The following is a 21,412-nucleotide window of genomic DNA, read 5'->3' on the forward strand; positions in this document are numbered from 1 at the left end:
AAGAACCGCAGAAAATAACTGCCGCTATTGTAACAAAAGCGACATCAATAACTACGGTTAATACTTATACGTATCATGCAGCAGGACAAAGGGGGGATTCTTTTGCTGCTGGTGCCACAGACTGCTGACGCCTGCCGGGCCACGATCGACAATTGCATTCCGAAACCTCTCACTGCTCAGCGTTTCCCGCAAAGGATAGTACTGAGCGAGTAAGGGAAAATCGATGCCGGAAATCACTTCACAGCGCTCGTGTTTATGGCTCATCAACGCCGCAACGCGGTAAGGCGCGGCCCCGGTTTTATCCGTCAAAAAAATGACACCATCGCCGGAATCTGTTTGATGCAACGCATCGCACATCATCCGGCTGAGCATATTAGAGCTCATTCCGCGCCAGTAATTTACCGCCCGGCACTGAACCAGCGGGCCAAATTTTTTCTCCAGACGTTCAAGCAGTTCCTCTGCTTTATCATCATGGCAGGCTATTACCCAACCTAACATCGCTTACCTCCCTGGTAAAAGCGTACTGTATCGGTAATAGCGAGATAAGTCGGTGATAGCGATCGACTTTTTCCCCCGGAAGGGCCGGGGGAATAGCGCATCAGCTACGCAGGCCGCGCCCACGCTGTATTAAGTACCAGCACAGCATGTAGAAGGCGATGATAAAGATCACCAGCACGCCAAAGGTCGTCACCAGAGGCACATCGTGGATGCCGAGGAAGCCGTAGCGGAAACCGCTAATCATGTAGACGATCGGGTTCAGATGCGACAATCCCTGCCAGAACGGCGGCAGCAGTGTCAGAGAGTAGAATACCCCACCAAGATAGGTCAGCGGCGTCAGCACGAAGGTCGGGATCAGGCTGATATCATCAAAGGTTTTCGCAAAGACCGCATTCAACAGGCCTGCCAATGAGAACAGTACCGCCGTCAGGATCAACGTTAACGCGACAAACACCCATGAATGTACCTGGAACGGCACAAAGAACAGGGAAATCGCTGTCACCAGAATACCGACACACAGCCCGCGCGCCACGCCGCCGCCGACATAACCGGCGATAATCACATGTGTCGGTACGGGTGCAACCAGCAACTCTTCAATATTGCGCTGGAACTTCGCGCTAAAGAAGGAGGAGGCGACGTTGGCATAAGCGTTAGTGATAACTGACATCATAATCAGCCCCGGCACAATAAACTGCATATAGCTAAAACCATGCATTTCACCGATACGCGAGCCAATCAGGTTACCGAAAATAATAAAGTAGAGGGTCATGGTGATGACCGGTGGCACCAGCGTTTGCACCCAGATGCGCATGAAACGGTGGATCTCTTTGGTCCAGATACTTTTCAGCGCCACCCAATAAAGCTGCATCATGCCTGCTCTCCTTGTTTTTCATGGACCAGCGAGACAAACAGCTCTTCCAGTCGGTTCGCTTTGTTACGCATACTTAATACCTGAATGCCCTGCGCGCTAAGCTGAGCAAAGACGCTGTTAATCCCCTGCTCGCGCAGGACTTCTACTTCTAACGTTGCGGTGTCGACCAGTCGATACTGATAGCCTTCCAGCGTCGGCAACGGGCTCTTTGGTGCTAAATCCAGAATGAAGGTTTCCGACTTCAGTTTAGAAAGCAGGTTTTTCATCGAGGTGTTTTCAACCAGCGAACCATGCTGAATGATGCCGATGTTACGGCACAGCATTTCCGCCTCTTCGAGGTAGTGTGTGGTGAGAATGATCGTGGTGCCTTTGTCGTTTAAATCCTTCAAAAAGCCCCACATTGAGCGGCGAAGTTCAATATCCACGCCCGCCGTCGGTTCATCCAGAATTAGCAGTTTGGGCTCATGCATCAGCGCGCGGGCAATCATCAATCTGCGCTTCATCCCGCCGGATAACATACGTGCACGTTCGTTGCGCTTTTCCCACAGATCGAGTTGTTTTAAATACTTTTCGCTGCGTTCGATGGCATCTTTATGTTCAACGCCATAGTAGCCCGCCTGATGCACCACAATCTGCTGCACGGTTTCAAACGGGTTGAAGTTAAACTCCTGCGGCACCAGACCAAGCTGGCGTTTGGCATTGACCACATCTTTTTGCAGATCGTAGCCAAATACACTGACGGAGCCAGACGATTTGTTTACCAGTGAGCTGATAATACCGATGGTCGTCGATTTACCCGCGCCGTTCGGCCCGAGCAGGGCGTAAAAGTCGCCGGCTTCCACTTGCAGGTCGATTCCGCGCAGTGCCTGGATGCCCCCAGGGTAGGTTTTTTTAAGCTGTTTTAATTCCAGTGCAATGGTCATTAGATGTCTCTTTTGAATTCTTGCGTTCAATGTATGGTTTTAAAAAAAGTTGAGTTGACCTATATTAGCGCAACGCACTTACTTGGTTACAGGTCGTTAACCTCCATGAAAGACATAGATACACTCATCAGCAACAATGAACTATGGTCAAAAATGCTGGTGGAAGAGGACCCCGGATTTTTCGAGAAACTGGCGCAAGCGCAGAAACCGCGCTTTCTATGGATTGGATGTTCCGACAGCCGCGTTCCCGCAGAACGTTTAACCGGACTTGAGCCGGGCGAATTATTTGTTCACCGAAATGTTGCCAACCTGGTCATCCACACCGATCTGAACTGCTTGTCTGTTGTTCAGTATGCAGTGGATGTGCTCGAAGTGGAACATATCATCATCTGCGGCCACTACGGCTGCGGCGGTGTTCAGGCAGCGGTTGAAAACCCGGAACTGGGGCTTATCAACAACTGGTTACTGCACATTCGCGATATCTGGTTCAAACACAGCTCTCTGCTCGGTGAAATGCCGCAGGAGCGCCGTCTGGACACGCTTTGCGAACTGAACGTGATGGAGCAGGTGTATAACCTGGGTCACTCTACCATTATGCAGTCAGCCTGGAAACGTGGGCAGAAAGTGACGGTTCACGGCTGGGCCTACGGAATTCACGATGGCCTGCTGCGCGATCTTGACGTGACGGCAACCAACCGCGAAACCCTGGAGCAGCGCTATCGCCATGGGATTTCCAACCTCAAGCTGAAACACGCCAACCATAAGTAATATCTGTTAAAAAGCCGGGCGGCGGCATCGCCTCACCCGGCTCGAACAGGCAGGTCGGATAAGCGAAGCGCCGTCCGACACCACACGCTGATTACTCGTCCAGCAGGACCACTTTCCCGACATACGGCAGATGGCGATAACGCTGTGCGTAATCGATGCCATAACCCACCACAAATTCGTCTTCAATGGCAAAGCCCACGTACTCAACCGGCACGTTCACTTCGCGGCGGGACGGTTTATCCAGCAGCGTACAGATAGCCAGTGATTTCGGCCCACGCAGGCTGAGAATTTCGCGGACTTTCGACAGCGTGTTCCCGGAGTCGATGATGTCTTCCACGATTAAAACATCTTTACCGCGAATGTCTTCATCCAGGTCTTTAAGGATCTTCACGTCACGGGTGGTGGACATACCGCTACCGTAGCTGGACGCCGTCATAAAATCGACTTCGTGCGACACGTGGACTTCACGGCACAGGTCAGCCATGAACATAAATGAGCCGCGCAGCAAACCCACTAACACCATTTCACTGCCACTGTCTTTATAGTGCTCAGTAATCTGACGGCCCAATTCAGCGATACGCGCTTTGATCTCCGCTTCCGGGATCATCACTTCCACAGTATGTTTCATAAAACTAACCATATGATTTTATAAGTAAATCTGTCGACATCCTGACCCTTCGCCCGGACGCCGTTCGGCAAGCGCGTCAGTATACCAGTAAATTGATTTCTCCGCTGAATTGGATAAGAAAGCAAATTTTGTGATACCCGTCACACTTGTTAAATCCTATAATCAATTGAAAGCAATAATTAACAAACTGACGCGAGTATTTTCTATGGCAGAAACAAATTCACAACAACCACGGCTACTCGTGGTGCTCACGGCCGTTTTTGCGGCTATCTGTGGGCTCTATCTTCTCATCGGAGGGGGCTGGTTAGTCGCCATTGGTGGCTCCTGGTACTACCCTATCGCTGGCCTGGTGATGCTGGCCGTGGCGGTGATGCTGTGGCGCAGCCAACGCGCGGCGCTTTGGCTGTATGCCGCGTTCCTGCTGGCGACCATGATTTGGGGCGTCTGGGAAGTTGGCTTTGACTTCTGGGCGTTGACTCCACGCAGCGATATTCTGGTCTTCTTCGGTATCTGGCTGATTCTACCGTTTGTCTGGCGTCGCCTGATTATCCCCTCCGGCGGCGCAGTCGCCGCGCTGGTTGTCGCGCTGTTGATTAGCGGCGGCATCCTGACCTGGGCAGGCTTCAACGACCCGCAGGAAGTGAACGGTACGTTAAGCGCCGAGGCAACGCCTGCCGAACCGATTTCCACCGTGGCGGATCAAGACTGGCCTGCCTACGGACGTAATCAGGAAGGCCAACGTTTCTCCCCGCTCAAGCAGATCAACGCCGAGAACGTCCACAAGTTAAAAGAAGCCTGGGTTTTCCGTACGGGTGACCTGAAGCGCGAAGACGATCCGGGCGAGCTGACCAACGAAGTGACGCCGATCAAAGTCGGCAACATGCTCTATCTCTGTACCGCCCACCAGCGTCTTTTCGCGCTTGATGCGGCAACCGGGAAAGAAAAATGGCATTTCGACCCGCAGCTCAACTCCAACCCGAGCTTCCAGCACGTCACCTGCCGCGGCGTTTCATACCATGAAGCGCGTGCCGAGACGGCCAGCCCGGATGTGGTGGCCGACTGCCCGCGTCGTATTATTCTGCCAGTGAATGATGGTCGTCTTTTTGCGGTAAACGCAGAAACCGGCAAGCTGTGCGAAACCTTTGTCAACAAAGGTATCCTCAACCTGCAAACCAATATGCCGGATACCACGCCGGGCCTGTATGAACCGACCTCCCCGCCGATTATCACCGATAAAACTATCGTGATTGCCGGTTCGGTAACGGATAACTTCTCGACCCGCGAAACCTCCGGCGTTATTCGTGGCTTCGACGTGAACACCGGTAAGCTGCTGTGGGCGTTTGATCCCGGCGCGAAAGATCCGAACGCCATTCCGTCGGATGAACACACCTTTACCTTTAACTCACCCAACTCCTGGGCACCTGCGGCCTATGACGCGAAGCTGGACCTGGTCTATCTGCCGATGGGCGTGACCACTCCGGATATCTGGGGCGGCAACCGTACGCCGGAGCAGGAACGCTATGCCAGTTCCATCGTGGCCCTGAATGCGACCACCGGTAAACTGGTATGGAGCTACCAGACCGTTCACCACGATCTGTGGGATATGGATATGCCGTCCCAGCCGACGCTGGCGGATATCACGGTGAAAGGCGAGAAAGTGCCGGTGATTTACGCGCCAGCGAAAACCGGCAACATCTTTGTACTCGATCGCCGTAACGGCGAACTGGTTGTTCCGGCTCCCGAAAAACCGGTTCCGCAGGGCGCGGCAAAAGGCGATTACGTCACTAAGACGCAGCCATTCTCTGACCTGAGCTTCCGTCCGAAAAAAGATTTGACCGGCGCGGATATGTGGGGCGCCACCATGTTCGACCAACTGGTGTGCCGCGTCATGTTCCATCAGATGCGCTATGAAGGTATCTTCACCCCGCCGTCCGAGCAAGGCACGCTGGTATTCCCGGGTAACCTGGGGATGTTCGAGTGGGGCGGTATCTCCGTCGACCCGAACCGTCAGGTGGCCATTGCCAACCCGATGGCGTTGCCGTTTGTCTCTAAACTGATCCCGCGTGGCCCTGGCAACCCAATGGAGCCGCCGAAAGACGCGAAAGGCAGCGGGACCGAATCCGGTATTCAGCCACAGTATGGCGTGCCGTTCGGCGTTACGCTCAATCCGTTCCTGTCGCCGTTTGGTTTGCCGTGCAAACAGCCCGCCTGGGGTTACATCTCCGCGCTGGATCTGAAAACCAATGAAGTGGTATGGAAAAAACGTATCGGTACTCCGCAGGACAGTATGCCGTTCCCAATGCCGGTTCCGGTACCGTTTAACATGGGTATGCCGATGTTGGGCGGGCCTATCTCCACAGCAGGTAACGTTCTGTTCATCGCGGCAACCGCCGATAACTATCTGCGCGCGTACAACATGAGCAACGGTGAAAAACTGTGGCAGGGCCGTTTACCGGCTGGCGGTCAGGCGACGCCGATGACCTATGAAGCGAATGGCAAGCAGTATGTTGTCATCTCGGCGGGCGGTCATGGTTCATTTGGTACGAAGATGGGCGACTATATTGTCGCGTATGCGTTACCGGATGATGTGAAGTAATTTGCCGCCCCTCACCCCGGCCCTCTCCCATAGGGAGAGGGAGAAAACCAGGGCACAATCGGTTCCCTCTCCCTGTGGGAGAGGGTTAGGGTGAGGGCTTTTCTTATACAGTAAACCCTAACATCATCCCCGTATCTTCATGCTCCAGCAGATGACAGTGCGCCATATAGGCGTGCTCCTTCGGCGCATCGTGGTCGAACTTCACTAACACCTCACTGACATCGCCTTCCACACGAACCGTGTCTTTCCATCCTGCGCGATGGGCCGCAGGCGGCTTGCCATTTTCAGATAAAATCCGGAACTGAGTACCGTGGATATGGAACGGGTGCAACATCATGTCGCCCTTGCCAGAGATTGACCAGCGCTCATACTGCCCTTTGCTGGCGGCAAACATCGGCGTGTTCATGTCGAATGCTTTGCCGTTAATACGGTTAGCGTTGTGGAAGTCAAAACCCCCACCACCATGATTCATATGGCCCATATTGCCATGACCCATATTGCCGTGGCCCATCATCTCGCCGTGCTGCATGTTGCCCATCGCGCCGGCGCCATACATTTTCATCAGCGCCTGCATGCCTATCATATCGAGCATCGGATCCATAGAAAGCTGGAGCCGGCGTTCGGTCAAACCGTCTAATGATGGCATAGCAGGCAGTGATGACAGCACATCCGGCAATTCACCCGATGCGTTGACAGTGACCGGTTGGACACGCAGCACCGGATGCGCTTTGTCGAAGGGCGCAACGGTCATGCCCATCTGATTGACCGGGAGCGTGACAATATCAAACGGCTTACCGTCGCGGGTTTCGACCAGCACTTCGAAACGTTCGCCCATCAGCATCGGCAATTCCGTCACTTTGACAGGTTCTGCCAGCAAGCCTCCGTCGCTTGCCACCACATACAACGGGCGATTGTCGCTGGCGGCGATGGTCAATGAACGCGCGTTACAACCGTTAAGTAAGCGCAAACGCAGCCAGCCGCGCGGTGCAGCGTGCTGCGGATAGATGGCACCATTGGTCAGCAGCGTATCGCCAAACCAACCGACGGCGGCCGTCATCACGTCGAGCTGGTAATCAATTTCACCGTCGGCGCTGAATTTTTTATCCTGAATAATGACCGGCACATCATCAATGCCCCACTGCTTTGGCAACATCAGGCGGCGAATATCGTTATCTTCAATGAGGACCAGCCCCGCCAGCCCCATCGCCACCTGATGCCCCGTTTTGCCATGTTGATGTGGATGGAACCAGCAGGTTGCCGCTCGCTGATCGGGCGTAAAGGTGACCGTACGTTTTCCCCCGGGTTTAATGATGCCCTGAGGGCCGCCGTCTACCTCGCCGGGTACTTCAAGGCCGTGCCAGTGAACGGTGGTCTCTTCCGCCAGTTGGTTATGAATATTGACGGTGATGGGTTTCCCCTTCATCAACTGGAGTGCCGGGCCCAGTAAGTTACCGTTATAACCCCAGGTCGTGGCAGTTTTAGCGCCAAATTGCGTTTTCCCGGCCTGTACGGTAAGTGTCACCTGGCTGCGCGCATCGGCGGCAAGCAAAGCGGGAATGGGAAGTGCGGGGCGTTCAGCGGCGAAAACCGCGCGACTCCAGAGCGGTAAGGCGCTCGCCACGCTGACGGCGGCGCTCAATTTCAGAAATTCACGACGGTGCATCATTACATCCTTTTGCTGGCTGCGGGTGAATAATTGAGCTTAAACCCTACCCTTGCGGCAAGGTCAAGTAAGAAGCGTCGAAAAAGGCTCTGCGTCCCGTCTGGAAGTGTGCTAACGTTGAATCTCGACGAGGTAAGGTAGAAGAAATGAAGACGTTTTTCCGTACAATGCTGCTTGGATGTCTGTTAGCCACGTCCAGCCACAGCTATGCATTAAGCGAGTCTGAAGCAGAAGACATGGCCGATCTCACTGCGGTATTTGTGTTCCTGAAAAACGACTGTGGTTACCAAAATCTACCGAATGGCCAGATCCGTCGTGCCCTCGTTTTCTTTGCCCAGCAAAATCAGTGGGATCTCAGCAACTACGATACCTTCGACATGAAATCGCTTGGCGAAGACAGCTATCGCGATCTCAGCGGTATTGGCATCCCAACCGCGAAAAAATGCAAATCGCTGGCTCGCGACTCCCTGAGCCTGCTCGCCTACGTGAAGTAACGTCCCCTTCCCTCCTTGCTGAAAAAACGACCGTGCGCCCACGGTCATTGTTAGCTATGATGTTGCGCCTGTTTCAAAGGTGTTAACAATGGAGGGTTCAAGCGATGACCGATAACACACTATGGCATGAAACACTGCATGACCAGTTTGGTCAGTATTTTGCCGTGGATAACGTGCTTTATCATGAGAAAACCGATCATCAGGATTTGATCATTTTCGAGAATGCCGCGTTTGGCCGCGTGATGGCGCTGGATGGCGTGGTGCAAACCACTGAGCGCGATGAATTTATTTATCACGAAATGATGACCCACGTTCCCCTGCTGGCCCACGGCCAGGCGAAACATGTGCTCATTATTGGCGGCGGCGATGGCGCGATGCTGCGTGAAGTCAGCCGTCATAAAAACGTTGAAACCATCACCATGGTGGAAATTGACGCCGGCGTGGTTTCGTTCTGTCGCCAGTATCTCCCCAATCATAGTGCTGGCGCCTACGACGATCCGCGCTTTACACTGGTGATTGATGATGGCGTGAATTTCGTCAACCAAACGTCGCAGACTTTCGATGTCATCATCTCCGACTGTACCGACCCCATTGGCCCCGGCGAAAGCCTGTTCACCTCGGCGTTCTACGAAGGTTGCAAACGCTGCCTGAACCCTGGCGGTGTCTTCGTCGCACAAAACGGCGTTTGCTTCCTCCAGCAGGACGAAGCGCTTGATAGCCATCGCAAACTGAGCCACTACTTTGATGATGTCAGTTTCTATCAGGCGGCAATTCCCACCTATTATGGTGGCATTATGACCTTCGCCTGGGCGACCGATAACCCGGCATTGCGTCATCTCTCAACAGAGATTATCCAGGCGCGCTTCCACACCGCGAAGCTTGCGTGTCGCTACTACAACCCGGCTATTCACACCGCGGCGTTCGCGCTGCCGCAATATCTACACGACGCACTGTCTGCACAGTGACGCTAAGGGGGTGAGAAAAATTGAAAAAACTGAAGCTGCACGGCTTTAACAACCTGACCAAAAGCCTGAGTTTTTGCATTTACGATATTTGTTACGCAAAAACCGCAGAAGAGCGTGATGGCTACATCGCCTATATTGATGAACTCTACAACGCCAATCGTCTGACCGAAATCCTGTCAGAAACCTGTTCCATCATCGGCGCGAATATTCTCAACATCGCCCGTCAGGATTACGAACCGCAGGGCGCGAGCGTCACCATTCTGGTGAGTGAAGAACCCGTCGACCCAAAACTGATTGATAAAACCGAACATCCCGGCCCGCTGCCGGATGCGGTGGTGGCGCATCTCGATAAAAGCCACATTTGCGTACACACCTATCCGGAAAGCCATCCCGAAAGCGGTCTGTGTACTTTCCGCGCAGATATCGAAGTCTCGACCTGTGGCGTGATTTCGCCGCTCAATGCGCTGAACTACCTTATCCACCAGCTTGAATCCGATATCGTCACCATTGACTATCGCGTGCGTGGTTTTACCCGTGATATCAACGGCATGAAGCATTTTATCGATCATGAAATTAACTCGATTCAGAACTTTATGTCAGATGACATGAAGTCGCTGTATGACATGGTGGATGTGAATGTGTATCAGGAGAACATCTTTCACACCAAGATGATGCTCAAAGAGTTCGACCTGAAACACTACATGTTCCACACCAAACCGGAAGATTTAACGGAGAGCGAGCGCAAAGAGATTACCGCAGCGTTATGGAAAGAAATGCGCGAGATTTATTACGCCCGCAATATCCCGACAGTGTAACGGTGGATCGGGGCAACATGCCCCGATTCTGCTATAACGATTAAAACGGTTTCAGGCGTTAACTTTTAAGTCGTGATAGTAATACTCTTTATCGCGCGATGTAGTTTGATCGCTGTCTCATTGAGAATGTCATTTCCGCCTCCTGCGTATCAACTAATACTTTTGGTCTGCGAAGATCGCAACATGCTTTGTGGCCCGGTACCGCTTAACGTTACAACTGAGATGAGCGTAAAGACCAGCGCAATCAGCCCTAAAACTAAATAAGCCCCCTGGAAACCTATTTTTTCGTACATATTTCCTGCCAGTACCGACATAAACATCATCGCTAACTGTTTGAAAAAGCAGAAGCAAACCAGGTAAATAGTGGCAGAGAAACGCACTTCAAACTGGCTGGTTATATATTTAAAGCACCCAACAATCAGGAAAGGAATTTCAAACATATGCAGTGTTTTAAGAATAACAACTTCTACCGCAGTGGTCGCGAAAGAGGAACCAATAATACGAACTGACATGATCATTCCCGCCACCAGCAAAGCATTCTTTCCCCCAATTCGGTTTACGATTAGCGGAGCGAAGAACATAATACAGGCGTTGAGCAACTCTCCCATTGTTGTGACATAGCCGAAGACGCGTGTGCCCTCCTCCCCGGTTGCGAAAAATGAAGTGAAGAAATTAGCGAACTGCTGATCGAACACATCATAGGTGCAAGATACACCGACCACATACAGCGATAGAAACCACAGCTTTGGCTGTTTAAATAACTCGAATGCCAGTTTTAGACTAAAGGCTGAGGCGTTTGCGCCTACGGCCTCGGCGACCGTTGCTGAAGCCGAAGCATCCGTACGAGAGAAATAGAGTAATACCGCGAGTACAATTGCACACCCTGACCCTAGCCAGAAAACAAACTCATTATTGATTGTAAACATGACACCAACAATCGACGCACAAAGCGCCCACCCCACACAGCCAAACATCCTTGCCCGACCAAACTCGAAATGGCTGCGTCTGCTCACTTTTTCAATATAGGCTTCGATCGCAGGTGCTCCCGCATCATAAATAAAACCAAGATAGATGCCGCCCACGATAGAACCAAGCAGAATGTTAAACTGTAATAACGGTCCAAAAACATAAATAAAGAAGGGAGCAAACATGATTAGCATCCCGGTTATAACCCACAACAGATGCTTTCGTAAGCCAAGTTTATCCGACATCAGACCAAATATCGGTTGAAATAAAAGCGAGAAGAATGAGATACAGGCAAAGATGACTCCCGTGTCTCCTTTACTGATGTGATTGATATCATGTAACCAGATTGGGAAAAAGGGGAAGTACGCACCCATAATAAAAAAGTAGAAAAAGAAGAAAAAGCCAAACATCCAGAAATTTGTATTCTTCAGGTAATACATATAGATTTCCTTGCGTGACGGTGGGCAGGTTCACACCTGCCTCACATTTATTTCATTCTTAAACCTGAATGAATCTGTATATTATTATTCCCAACTAATCTGATAATAATAATGACGCGCGCTTAGCTGAAATTCTGGCGATACGGAAGGACTCCAGGAGTCATCACCCCCAACCCCCATATGGTAGCCATCAAGATTAAGCCAGGTTCCGGGTTCCGCCTGCAACAAATGGCGATGAGTTGTTTCCATCAATTGCTGCTGACTATAGCGACCAATATTAAACTGGAAGTCGCCACACCACTGATGTGTGCCATAACACAAACGGCGGGTTCCACAGCGCAGGCCGTTTTCACCAGGGAATACATACGGTGTATGCATTGCATCAAGTGGAAGTTCCCAGCTATCGAAACAGGCACTGCTTAAGCGATCCGGATAGTTTTCATGCGGCCCCAGTCCAAGCCATTTCACGGTTTCGGCAACCTGCGAAAGCTGGCATGTCAGGCCAATGCGTGCGGGATACGGTGTCCCACTGGCAATGTCGACTAAGATATCCATCTGCATTTTACCGTGGCCATCAATCCGGTACGTTTTGCGGCTGGTAAACAGTGTGGCCCCCTGATATTGCCAGGCGTGAGCCGTGGTTATCTGGACGGCATCTGAAAGAGTGTCTGCCTGACAGGTTAACAGCACCGGCTGTGCACAGTAATGGCCGGCCTTTTTCCAGCGCTCCACCCATGCATTGGGATCAATCCGGGTCGCTTCACTGACCCCGATATCATTATCGAGCGGCGCGCGCGTAAACTGATCGGTAAGCGGAGAGAGAAGCTGTGCTTCATCTCCCTGCCATAACTGCGTCAGCCAGCCCTGCTGGCGGCAGAATTGCCACCGCTTACCCGCTACGGCCACCACAAATTCACTCTGACTGGCCGTAAGCACAGGCACTTCATCGGCGAGCGGAGGACGGTTTGCCGACAGTGTCTCTTCCAGCGCCCACTGCTGCCACGCACTGATATGCCCCGGCTCAGACCATGCCGTGGCCCGCGGTTGTTCCACACGCACCGTCAGCCATAACTGCCCGGGTGCCTGGGGTATCGCTACTTCTGGCAGCGTAATGACCTGACGCCCCTGCGGTGCGATATCCAGCACGGCCTCTCCCTGAGCAAGTTCATTGCCCTCGCGCATCAACGTCCAGTGGAGAATTTCATTATCGCTGTGGCGAAACAGATATTCACTCGACACTTCGATGCTGCGCTTATCACCGGGCACCAGGTGGAACTGGAAGAACTGTTGCGCCTGTTTTGCTTCATAAAGGGCCGGGTGAGGCGTGCGATCGGCAAAAACCAACCCATTCATACAGAACTGACGATCGTTCGGCGTATCGCCAAAATCGCCGCCATAGGCGGACCACGGCTTGCCGTCTTCGTCATATTTAATTAATGACTGATCCACCCAATCCCAAACAAATCCTCCCTGCAGGCGCGGATACTGGCGAAAGGCCTGCCAGTATTTAGCAAAGCCGCCAAAGCTATTGCCCATCGCGTGCGCATACTCACAGAGGATAAGTGGACGCTGCTCACCGGGCAAAGAAAGCCATTTTTTGATAGACCACTTTGGCGCAACCTCGAAGGCCTGGTCCTGATCGACACGGCTGTACATCGGGCAAATAATATCCGTCGCCGCCGTATCCGCGCCGCCCCCTTCATACTGAACCGGTCGGGTGGGATCTTCCGACTTCAGCCAACGGTAGAGTGCATCATGATTCACCCCATGTCCGGACTCATTACCCAATGACCAGATGATAATGCAGGGATGGTTACGATCGCGCTGAACCATACGTGTTACACGTTGGCTCATCGCGGGCAACCAGTCCGGGTCATCCGTTAATCGATTCATCGGCACCATACCGTGGGTTTCGATGTTAGCTTCATCCACCACATACAAACCATACTGGTCACACAAGGTGTACCACAATGGATGATTGGGATAGTGTGAACAGCGCACAGCGTTAAAGTTATTTTGCTTCATCAACAAAATATCCTGGATCATCGTTTCCCGATCCATCACCTGCCCGTTCAGTGGATGATGTTCATGGCGGTTGGTACCGCGAATCAGCAGCGGCTTGCCATTAAGCTGCAACAACCCCTTTTCAATACGAATGTCGCGAAAACCTACATCGCAGGCTTCCGCTTCGATGAGTTCGCCATCGACAGTGCGTAGCTGAATCACGGCCCGATACAGTTCAGGCGTTTCCGCGCTCCATAAAGCAGGATGTTCGACCGGCAAACACAGCGTGGCACGTTCAGCATAGCTGCCGCGCTCATCAACGGGGGCGCTGCCAGGCCGTGCGCTGACCCGCCCGATAAGCGATTGCCCTTTCCATAAATGCAGTTCAATCTGCACATCATGCTGGACGTTACCGCCAATGCGAACCTCCGCATCGAGGCGAGCGTGATTATATTCGCTATTAAGATGGGTATTGAGGCGGAAATCCGCAATTTGTACCGACGGTTTGTGTAATAACGAGACGTCGCGGAAAATGCCACTCATTCGCCACATATCCTGATCTTCAAGATAGGTGCCGTCGCTCCAGCGCAGCACGAGAACTGCCAGCCGATTTTCACCCGCATGCAAATAGGCTGTTAGGTCAAAATCAGACGGTAACCGGCTGTCCTGGCCATAACCGACCCAGCGCCCATTGCACCACAAATGAAAAGCAGAATTCACACCGTCAAAAATAACACGCGTCTGCCCCTCGGATAACCATTTATCATCCACACTAAATGTGAGCGAGTAACATCCCGTGGCATTTTCAGCAGGAACATAAGGCGGGTTGACCGGGATCGGATAAGTGACATTAGTGTAGATAGGCGCGTCATAGCCCAGCATTTGCCAGTTTGACGGCACCGGAACAGTATCGGCATCGGGCAATTCTGCGTGCAACCAGCTTTCCGGTACCGACTCAGGTGAAGGGAACCAGCGGAATTGCCAGTCGCCATTAAGGCTTACCAGACGATCCGAGTTTTCGTTTTTTTGCGCATCCTCGACACAACGCCAACTGCTGAAAGGCGGGTGCGCAGCCATTCTATTACGCTGTGTCACACCTGGGGCCTCCCAGTCCCGCCGTGCCAGCACGGCCGCCAGTGAATCCTGTTCTGAAGTCATCGGGTTATCCTTTACGTTTAATGTTATTCGCTCACAATTTTTTGTACATATATCGCGAATTTATCCATTACGTAAGGAGGCACGTAGAAATTAGTGAGCTGGCTCAAATAAAATTTGGGCCAGCGGAGGAGGAAATGCGATGAGCTATAAACGCGAAACCTGCCTTGCCAACCGCATTAACGACTCAGCCAGCATTTCCCCCGAAATGGCCTCAGTGTTGGGCCTGCGTACGGTTTTGCGCTGGATGAGGGAAACCGGCAACAGCTGGTTGCCTGACACGCTTTGATCGGTGGACATATTTAAAAGCCGATCGACACTTCCACGCCCGAGCACAGGAAAATCCTGGCGAATAGTTGTTAAGGGCGGAATGTAGCAAGAACTGTCCTCAGTATCATCATAACCAATGACCGAGATATCCGAGCCCACGCGCAGACCATGTTCCGTGATGGCTCGCATGACGCCCAGCGCCATTTGATCGTTGGCAACTAACATTGCCGTAGGAATCACGCCATTGAACAGCATCTGCTGCGTCTGTTGAAAACCCGATAATGCGCTCCAGTCACCCTCAAGTACGGTAACAGGTTGTAAATGATGACGTTCAAGATGCGCATGCCAGCTTGCCAGCCGCAGACGCGCGGAAACAGAGGTCGAGGTGGGGCCAGAGAATAAGGCAATACGTTGATGACCATGCTCCACTAGATGCTCCACACCCAGACGCGCACCCTCATCATGTGAAAATACAACACTGTTAACTGGCGTGTGTTCTGAGACGTCCAGAAAAAGCACCGGCACATTTCCGGCCGCACGGGCGACTTTCAGCGCATCGTCGTTCTCAAGTGGAACATTGATGATAATGCCGGTTACGCGCCGGGCCAGCAGGTTATGCACGGCCTTTTCACAGGCCTCCGCACCGCCAGACTCCACCATCGCGATCACCACACTCGCGCCAGACTGATCGGCGCGTGATTTTATCGCCGCAACAATCTGCGACGGCGCATGCAGCGCCAGATTAATCGTTGCGACCCCAATCAGCGGGGACTGTTTACCCGCAAGTTGCTGTGCGGCATGGTTAGGAATGTAGTTCAGCTCCTTCATGGCGGCTTCAACTTTCGCCCGCGTTTTTGCGGAAACATGTTCGGCCTGATTCACCACTCTGGAGACCGTTTGATAGGAAACGCCAGCATGAGTTGCCACGTCGTAGAGCGTTACCGCTTTCACATTCAATACCCTGAAGTCATTTGTCCTGATGCTATGATGCCACACCGTTAAGGGTTTTCCTCTGCGAGAAAGCAACGACTTCATCGGCAAGAATGGTCATTTCTGCGATGAAGTCGCCCGATGCTTACCTCTGTTTCAGAAAATCGCGATACGCCGCGACCACCTGTAAAAAATCTTCGACGCCGCACAGGGATAAACTCTCTTCATCGTAGTAGTTCATCCCCTCTTCCATTTCATCGCCGGTGAACTCAAGCTGGTTTGCGCGGATCATCACCTCTTCGCCATCCAGCCACAGCGTGTATTCGTGGCCCGCTCGCTGCCAGGAGCGCTCGCTGCCCTTTACCGCGCGTGCCGCCTCTTCGACTTCATCCAACAGCGCCAGATTCTCTTTTACTTCTTCGTTAAACCAGTGACCGACCACTTCGTGGCCCATCGACATACGCACCTTTACCCCTCCGGTAACATCGCGCAGAAATTCGTAATCCATAATCGTCTTCCTCAACAAAGGCAATGCGTCAGCGCTGCATTGTACCCATGCTGTAATTATCGCAGTCGACAGGAAGAATAAAAGCGGAGCGGGTTGAAGGAATAGAAATAAAGTGCCTCTCTGTGAGGAAAAGAGAGGCGATGGGTCAACTTCTGAGCATATCGGTGCCGGATGGCGCTACGCTTATCCGGCCTACAAAAAAGTCCCCGCAGGCCAGATAAGGCGCAGCCGCCATCCGGCAAAAAAAAGCCACTTCCAAAGAAGTGGCTTTTCACCGCAGGCTAAAACCTTAAACCGCAGTCTGGAAAATCACGCCATCCGCTTTCTCGGTGTACTGAGAAAGCTGGTCGAAGTTCAGATAACGGTAAGTATCGACAGCGGTTTTATCCACCTGTGCAACGTAGGTTTGATACTCGTCCGGCGTTGGCAGTTTGCCAATCAGCGCCGCAACGGCGGCCAGTTCCGCAGAAGCCAGGAAGACGTTCGCGCCGGTACCCAGACGGTTCGGGAAGTTACGGGTCGAGGTGGAGACCACCGTCGCGCCGTCTGCCACACGCGCCTGGTTACCCATACACAGTGAACAACCCGGGATCTCAATACGCGCACCGCTCTTACCGAAGACGCTGTAGTAGCCCTCTTCCGTCAGTTGCGCGGCATCCATACGGGTTGGCGGCGCCACCCACAGGCGCGTCGGCAACTGGCCTTTGTGCGCATCCAGCAGTTTACCCGCGGCACGGAAGTGACCGATGTTAGTCATGCAGGAACCGATGAACACTTCGTCGATCTTCTCGCCCTGAACGTCAGAGAGCAGACGCGCATCATCCGGATCGTTCGGCGCGCACAGAATCGGCTCTTTGATATCGGCCAGATCGATGTCGATCACCGCTGCATACTCTGCATCTGCATCACCTTCCAGCAGCTCAGGGTTCGCCAGCCATTTTTCCATGCCCTGCACACGACGTTCCAGCGTACGACGGTCGCCATAGCCTTCGGCAATCATCCACTTCAGCAGAACGATGTTGGAGCTCAGATACTCTACAATCGGCTCTTTGTTCAGCTTAATGGTACAACCGGCAGCAGAACGTTCTGCGGACGCATCGGTCAGTTCGAACGCCTGCTCGACTTTCAGATCCGGCAGACCTTCGATTTCGAGGATGCGGCCAGAGAAGATGTTTTTCTTCCCTTTCTTCTCAACGGTCAGCAGACCTTGTTTGATAGCGTACAGCGGAATCGCGTGTACCAGGTCGCGCAGGGTAATGCCCGGTTGCATCTTGCCTTTGAAGCGCACCAGAACGGATTCCGGCATATCCAGCGGCATCACGCCGGTTGCGGCAGCAAACGCCACCAGACCGGAGCCCGCCGGGAAGGAGATACCAATCGGGAAACGGGTGTGGGAGTCACCACCGGTACCCACAGTATCCGGCAGCAGCATACGGTTCAGCCAGGAGTGGATTACGCCATCGCCCGGACGCAGCGACACGCCGCCACGGTTCATGATGAAATCTGGCAGAGTGTGGTGCGTGGTGACGTCAACCGGCTTCGGATACGCCGCGGTGTGACAGAAGGACTGCATCACCAGGTCAGAAGAGAAGCCCAGGCACGCCAGATCTTTCAGTTCATCACGGGTCATTGGGCCGGTGGTGTCCTGAGAACCGACAGAGGTCATCTTCGGTTCGCAGTACGCGCCCGGACGAATACCTTTCACGCCACAGGCGCGACCAACCATTTTCTGTGCCAGCGAGTAGCCACGGTCGCTTTCCGCCACGTCTTTTGCCTGACGGAACACATCACTGTGCGGCAGACCAAGTGATTCACGCGCTTTGGTGGTCAGGCCGCGACCGATAATCAACGGGATACGACCACCGGCACGCACTTCATCAATCAGCACGTCAGTTTTCAGTTCAAAGCTTGCCAGCAGGTCGCCGGTTTCGTGGTTACGTACTTCGCCTTTGAACGGGTAAACGTCAATCACGTCGCCCATGTTCAGGTCGTTAACGTCCACTTCAATTGGCAGTGCACCCGCATCTTCCATGGTGTTGAAGAAGATAGGCGCAATTTTGCCGCCCAGGCACAGGCCGCCGCCACGCTTGTTCGGCACATGCGGGATATCATCGCCCATGAACCACAGCACGGAGTTGGTCGCCGATTTACGCGAAGAGCCGGTACCGACAACATCACCCACGTAAGCCAGCGGGTAACCTTTCTGTTGCAGCGCTTCGATCTGTTTAATCGGGCCAACGACGCCCGGTTGATCGGGTTCGATCCCTTCACGGGCGTTTTTCAGCATCGCCAGCGCGTGCAGCGGGATATCCGGGCGCGACCACGCATCCGGTGCCGGAGAGAGGTCATCGGTGTTGGTTTCGCCGGTCACTTTGAAGACGGTAACGGTAATTTTTTCAGCCAGCGGCGGACGGCTCAGGAACCATTCAGCGTCAGCCCAGGACTGGATTACCTGCTTCGCGTAAGCGTTGCCCGCTTTCGCTTTTTCTTCTACATCGTAGAAGTTGTCGAACATCAGCAGGGTGTGGGAGAGCGCTTTGGCAGCAATCGGTGCCAGTTTCGCATCGTCCAGCGCGTCGATCAGCGGATGAATGTTGTAGCCGCCCTGCATGGTGCCCAGCAGTTCAATGGCTTTTTCAGGAGTGATCAGCGGGGAAGTCGCTTCGCCTTTGGCGACAGCAGCAAGGAATCCGGCTTTGACGTAAGCAGCTTCATCAACGCCCGGCGGTACACGATTAATCAACAGGTCTAACAGGAATTCTTCTTCGCCAGCAGGCGGGTTCTTCAGCAGCTCAACCAGTGCGGCCATCTGGGTTGCATCTAAGGGTTTGGCAACAATCCCTTCGGCGGCACGCTCAGCTACGTGCTCACGGTATTCTTTTAGCACGACGGTATCTCCTCGCTCTCATTGTCATATGCGGTCGGCTCTTCTTCACGCTCCTGTGAGACAGCAGTTTGTAGGGGGTACGCCGGATACCGCAATGGGCAGAATAGCAGGATTTTAGAGAGGTGTTAATCTGTTTACAAAAAAGCAACATAAAATATTGGCTGAATCGTTAAGGATGGTCTATAAACAGTACCCTTCCCTTAAACAGGGAATTTTTAGCTGCAATGTTTGCTCACATAATTCCCTGCCTTGATTATTCATCTGTGCAATTTATCCCAAGATTAGTCAAAAATTAAACTATCGTCTCTTTATACTCACGCTTCATCGTACCTGCCGAATGCAGGCGTTTCGACCTGACGATTTCCTCGGAAATCGGGAGTATGAATATGAACCTGCCCTTTAAGCCTCATGTGCTCGCGCTGATATGCAGCGCGGGATTGCTTGCCGCTGCCGGTACGCTGTACGTCAAAAGCCGTACGCCAGAAGAACCTGCACCTGCGCCCGCCGTCGCCGTTGCAACACCTGCTCCTGCTCCCGCAGTAACGCCTGAGGTGAAAACCACCTATACTCCGGCGCAAATTAACCAGTGGGTCGCGCCGATTGCGCTCTACCCTGATGCACTGTTGTCACAGGTTTTGATGGCCTCCACCTACCCGGCGAACGTGGTTCAGGCGGTGCAGTGGTCGAAGGATCATCCCTCCTTGCAAGGTGATGCCGCCATTCAGGGCGTGTCTGACCAACCGTGGGATGCCAGCGTGAAATCGCTGGTCGCCTTTCCGTCGCTGATGAATATGATGGGCCAGGACCCGGTGTGGGTTGAAAATCTGGGTAATGCTTTCCTGGCGCAGCCGCAGGATGTCATGAACGCAGTGCAGCAACTGCGTGCGCTGGCACAGCAAACCGGCTCACTGAAATCGACGCCGCAACAAACCGTCACCAGCGTGCCGAAAACGGCGGTTGCCCCGGCAGCCGCTACCTCATCGTCGACCACGCAAACGACCACCGTAAAAGCCGCCCCGGCGCCATCGACGGTGATTAAAATCGAACCCGCCGACCCGCAGGTAGTGTACGTACCGAGCTACAACCCCTCAACGGTGTACGGCACCTGGCCGACACCCTCCTATCCGCCGGTTTATATTCCGCCGTCACCCGGCGAGGAGTTTACCAGCAGCCTGGTGAAAGGCTTTGGCTACAGTTTAGGCGTCGCCACCACCTACGCACTGTTCAGCAATATCGATTGGGACGATGATGACGATCATCATCACCATGACGATGATTACTACGGCGGCGGGGGCTACAGCCACAACGGCGATAACAACATCAATATTAATGTCGATAACTTTAACCATATCACCGGACAGAACCTGCGCGGCGAAAACGCACGCTGGCAGCACAACCCGGCATACCGCAATCACGTGCCGTATCCCAATAACACCATTGCAAATCAGTTCCACCAGACCAACGTAGCGGGTGGCCTGAGCGCAACCCAGACGCCAGTCACCCGCGACAGCCAACGCCAGGCGGCAATGGACAAACTGTCGCAGGGCGGCATTAAAACGCCGTCACAGCCAATTGCCGCCGCGCCAAAAGATGCGCAGCGTCAGGCCGCCTCAAAACAGCTACAGCAAATAGCCCAACGTGATAATTACCGTGGTTACGACACACCTCGCACATCCGCCCAGCGTGAAGCATCAAAATCGCAGATGCAGCAGCGGCTGAATAACAGCACGCCGGAGCGGCGCAAAGAGAAGGTTCAGCAGCGCTCGCCGGAACAGCGCCAGCAGCGTCAGGAAGCGGTGCAGCAACATCGCAGCACCATCACGCCGGAACAGCGCCAACAGCGGCAGGAAAATGTTCGCCAGCGAGTCAATTCATCAAACGCAAATGTCTTTAGCGGCAACGAAAGCCGTGGGCCCTCCTGGCAGCAGCAGGCGCAACGCGGGCAGAAGAGCCGCAACGTTTTGCGTAACAATAACCGCGAAGCCGTCCGCGAACGGGCCTCTGAGCACCGCGAGTTTCACCGTCGATGAG

General features: G+C 53.3%; 16 protein-coding genes. 6 read left to right on the plus strand and 10 right to left on the minus strand.

The window, feature by feature from the left end; genetic code table 11:
* Positions 1–57: 57 nt before the first annotated feature.
* The 3 genes from NMC31_RS06255 to NMC31_RS06265 all read right to left on the minus strand — a co-directional run bounded on the left by NMC31_RS06255 (position 58) and on the right by NMC31_RS06265 (position 2,292).
* Positions 58–498, minus strand: a complete 441-nt coding sequence (locus tag NMC31_RS06255) for a PTS sugar transporter subunit IIA (protein WP_253897328.1) — start codon at positions 496–498, stop codon at positions 58–60.
* Between the two features lie 100 nt (positions 499–598).
* Positions 599–1,369 carry an ABC transporter permease gene (locus NMC31_RS06260; RefSeq protein WP_149463142.1) on the minus strand — a complete coding sequence of 257 codons (771 nt, stop codon included), beginning with the start codon at positions 1,367–1,369 and terminating at the stop codon, positions 599–601.
* Positions 1,366–2,292 carry an ABC transporter ATP-binding protein gene (locus NMC31_RS06265; protein ID WP_253897329.1) on the minus strand — a complete coding sequence of 309 codons (927 nt, stop codon included), beginning with the start codon at positions 2,290–2,292 and terminating at the stop codon, positions 1,366–1,368. The genes NMC31_RS06260 and NMC31_RS06265 overlap by 4 nt, the downstream gene beginning before the upstream one ends.
* A 105-nt stretch (positions 2,293–2,397) precedes the next feature.
* Between NMC31_RS06265 and can the strand changes: the two genes are divergently transcribed.
* Entirely contained in the window at positions 2,398–3,060 is a 663-nt protein-coding gene (gene can, locus NMC31_RS06270) for a carbonate dehydratase (RefSeq protein WP_149463140.1), read from the plus strand.
* Between the two features lie 91 nt (positions 3,061–3,151).
* On the opposite strand, the gene hpt is transcribed toward can, so the two are convergent.
* On the minus strand, positions 3,152–3,688 hold the full coding sequence (gene hpt, locus NMC31_RS06275; protein ID WP_015965881.1) for a hypoxanthine phosphoribosyltransferase: 537 nt from the start codon (positions 3,686–3,688) through the stop codon (positions 3,152–3,154).
* A gap of 205 nt (positions 3,689–3,893) precedes the next feature.
* Here hpt and NMC31_RS06280 point away from each other — a divergent pair, with 205 nt between their 5' ends.
* Positions 3,894–6,284 carry a glucose/quinate/shikimate family membrane-bound PQQ-dependent dehydrogenase gene (locus NMC31_RS06280; RefSeq protein WP_253897330.1) on the plus strand — a complete coding sequence of 797 codons (2,391 nt, stop codon included), beginning with the start codon at positions 3,894–3,896 and terminating at the stop codon, positions 6,282–6,284.
* Positions 6,285–6,387: 103 nt separating this feature from the next.
* On the opposite strand, the gene cueO is transcribed toward NMC31_RS06280, so the two are convergent.
* Positions 6,388–7,947, minus strand: coding sequence for a multicopper oxidase CueO (cueO, locus tag NMC31_RS06285; RefSeq protein ID WP_253897443.1), 1,560 nt, complete (start codon positions 7,945–7,947; stop codon positions 6,388–6,390).
* Positions 7,948–8,093: 146 nt separating this feature from the next.
* Between cueO and NMC31_RS06290 the strand changes: the two genes are divergently transcribed.
* The 3 genes from NMC31_RS06290 (at position 8,094) to speD (ending at position 10,221) form a co-directional block, all read left to right on the plus strand.
* A complete protein-coding gene (locus NMC31_RS06290; RefSeq protein WP_015965884.1) occupies positions 8,094–8,441 on the plus strand; it encodes a YacC family pilotin-like protein in 348 nt (115 codons plus the stop codon).
* Between the two features lie 104 nt (positions 8,442–8,545).
* A complete protein-coding gene (gene speE, locus NMC31_RS06295; protein WP_149463138.1) occupies positions 8,546–9,406 on the plus strand; it encodes a polyamine aminopropyltransferase in 861 nt (286 codons plus the stop codon).
* A 20-nt stretch (positions 9,407–9,426) separates the two neighbouring features.
* A complete protein-coding gene (gene speD / locus NMC31_RS06300; RefSeq protein WP_149463137.1) occupies positions 9,427–10,221 on the plus strand; it encodes an adenosylmethionine decarboxylase in 795 nt (264 codons plus the stop codon).
* A 149-nt stretch (positions 10,222–10,370) separates the two neighbouring features.
* Here the strand turns inward: speD and NMC31_RS06305 are convergent, their stop codons facing one another.
* The 5 genes from NMC31_RS06305 to acnB form a co-directional block, all read right to left on the minus strand.
* Positions 10,371–11,627 carry an MFS transporter gene (locus NMC31_RS06305; protein WP_253897331.1) on the minus strand — a complete coding sequence of 419 codons (1,257 nt, stop codon included), beginning with the start codon at positions 11,625–11,627 and terminating at the stop codon, positions 10,371–10,373.
* 84 nt (positions 11,628–11,711) lie between these two features.
* Positions 11,712–14,789 (minus strand): beta-galactosidase, encoded by a 3,078-nt coding sequence (locus tag NMC31_RS06310; RefSeq protein ID WP_253897332.1) that lies wholly within the window; start codon positions 14,787–14,789, stop codon positions 11,712–11,714.
* A gap of 144 nt (positions 14,790–14,933) precedes the next feature.
* Positions 14,934–16,007: a LacI family DNA-binding transcriptional regulator gene (locus NMC31_RS06315; protein WP_149463135.1), complete on the minus strand. Its 1,074-nt coding sequence runs from the start codon at positions 16,005–16,007 to the stop codon at positions 14,934–14,936.
* Between the two features lie 124 nt (positions 16,008–16,131).
* Positions 16,132–16,494 carry a protein YacL gene (gene yacL, locus NMC31_RS06320; protein WP_015965890.1) on the minus strand — a complete coding sequence of 121 codons (363 nt, stop codon included), beginning with the start codon at positions 16,492–16,494 and terminating at the stop codon, positions 16,132–16,134.
* A 289-nt stretch (positions 16,495–16,783) separates the two neighbouring features.
* Positions 16,784–19,381 carry a bifunctional aconitate hydratase 2/2-methylisocitrate dehydratase gene (gene acnB, locus NMC31_RS06325; RefSeq protein ID WP_253897333.1) on the minus strand — a complete coding sequence of 866 codons (2,598 nt, stop codon included), beginning with the start codon at positions 19,379–19,381 and terminating at the stop codon, positions 16,784–16,786.
* A 386-nt stretch (positions 19,382–19,767) separates the two neighbouring features.
* Here acnB and NMC31_RS06330 point away from each other — a divergent pair, with 386 nt between their 5' ends.
* Positions 19,768–21,411, plus strand: coding sequence for a DUF3300 domain-containing protein (locus tag NMC31_RS06330; RefSeq protein WP_253897334.1), 1,644 nt, complete (start codon positions 19,768–19,770; stop codon positions 21,409–21,411).
* Position 21,412 lies beyond the last annotated feature (1 nt).

Source organism: Pseudocitrobacter vendiensis, assembly GCF_943590815.1.
In the GTDB taxonomy this organism is placed as follows: Bacteria; Pseudomonadota; Gammaproteobacteria; order Enterobacterales; family Enterobacteriaceae; genus Pseudocitrobacter; species Pseudocitrobacter vendiensis.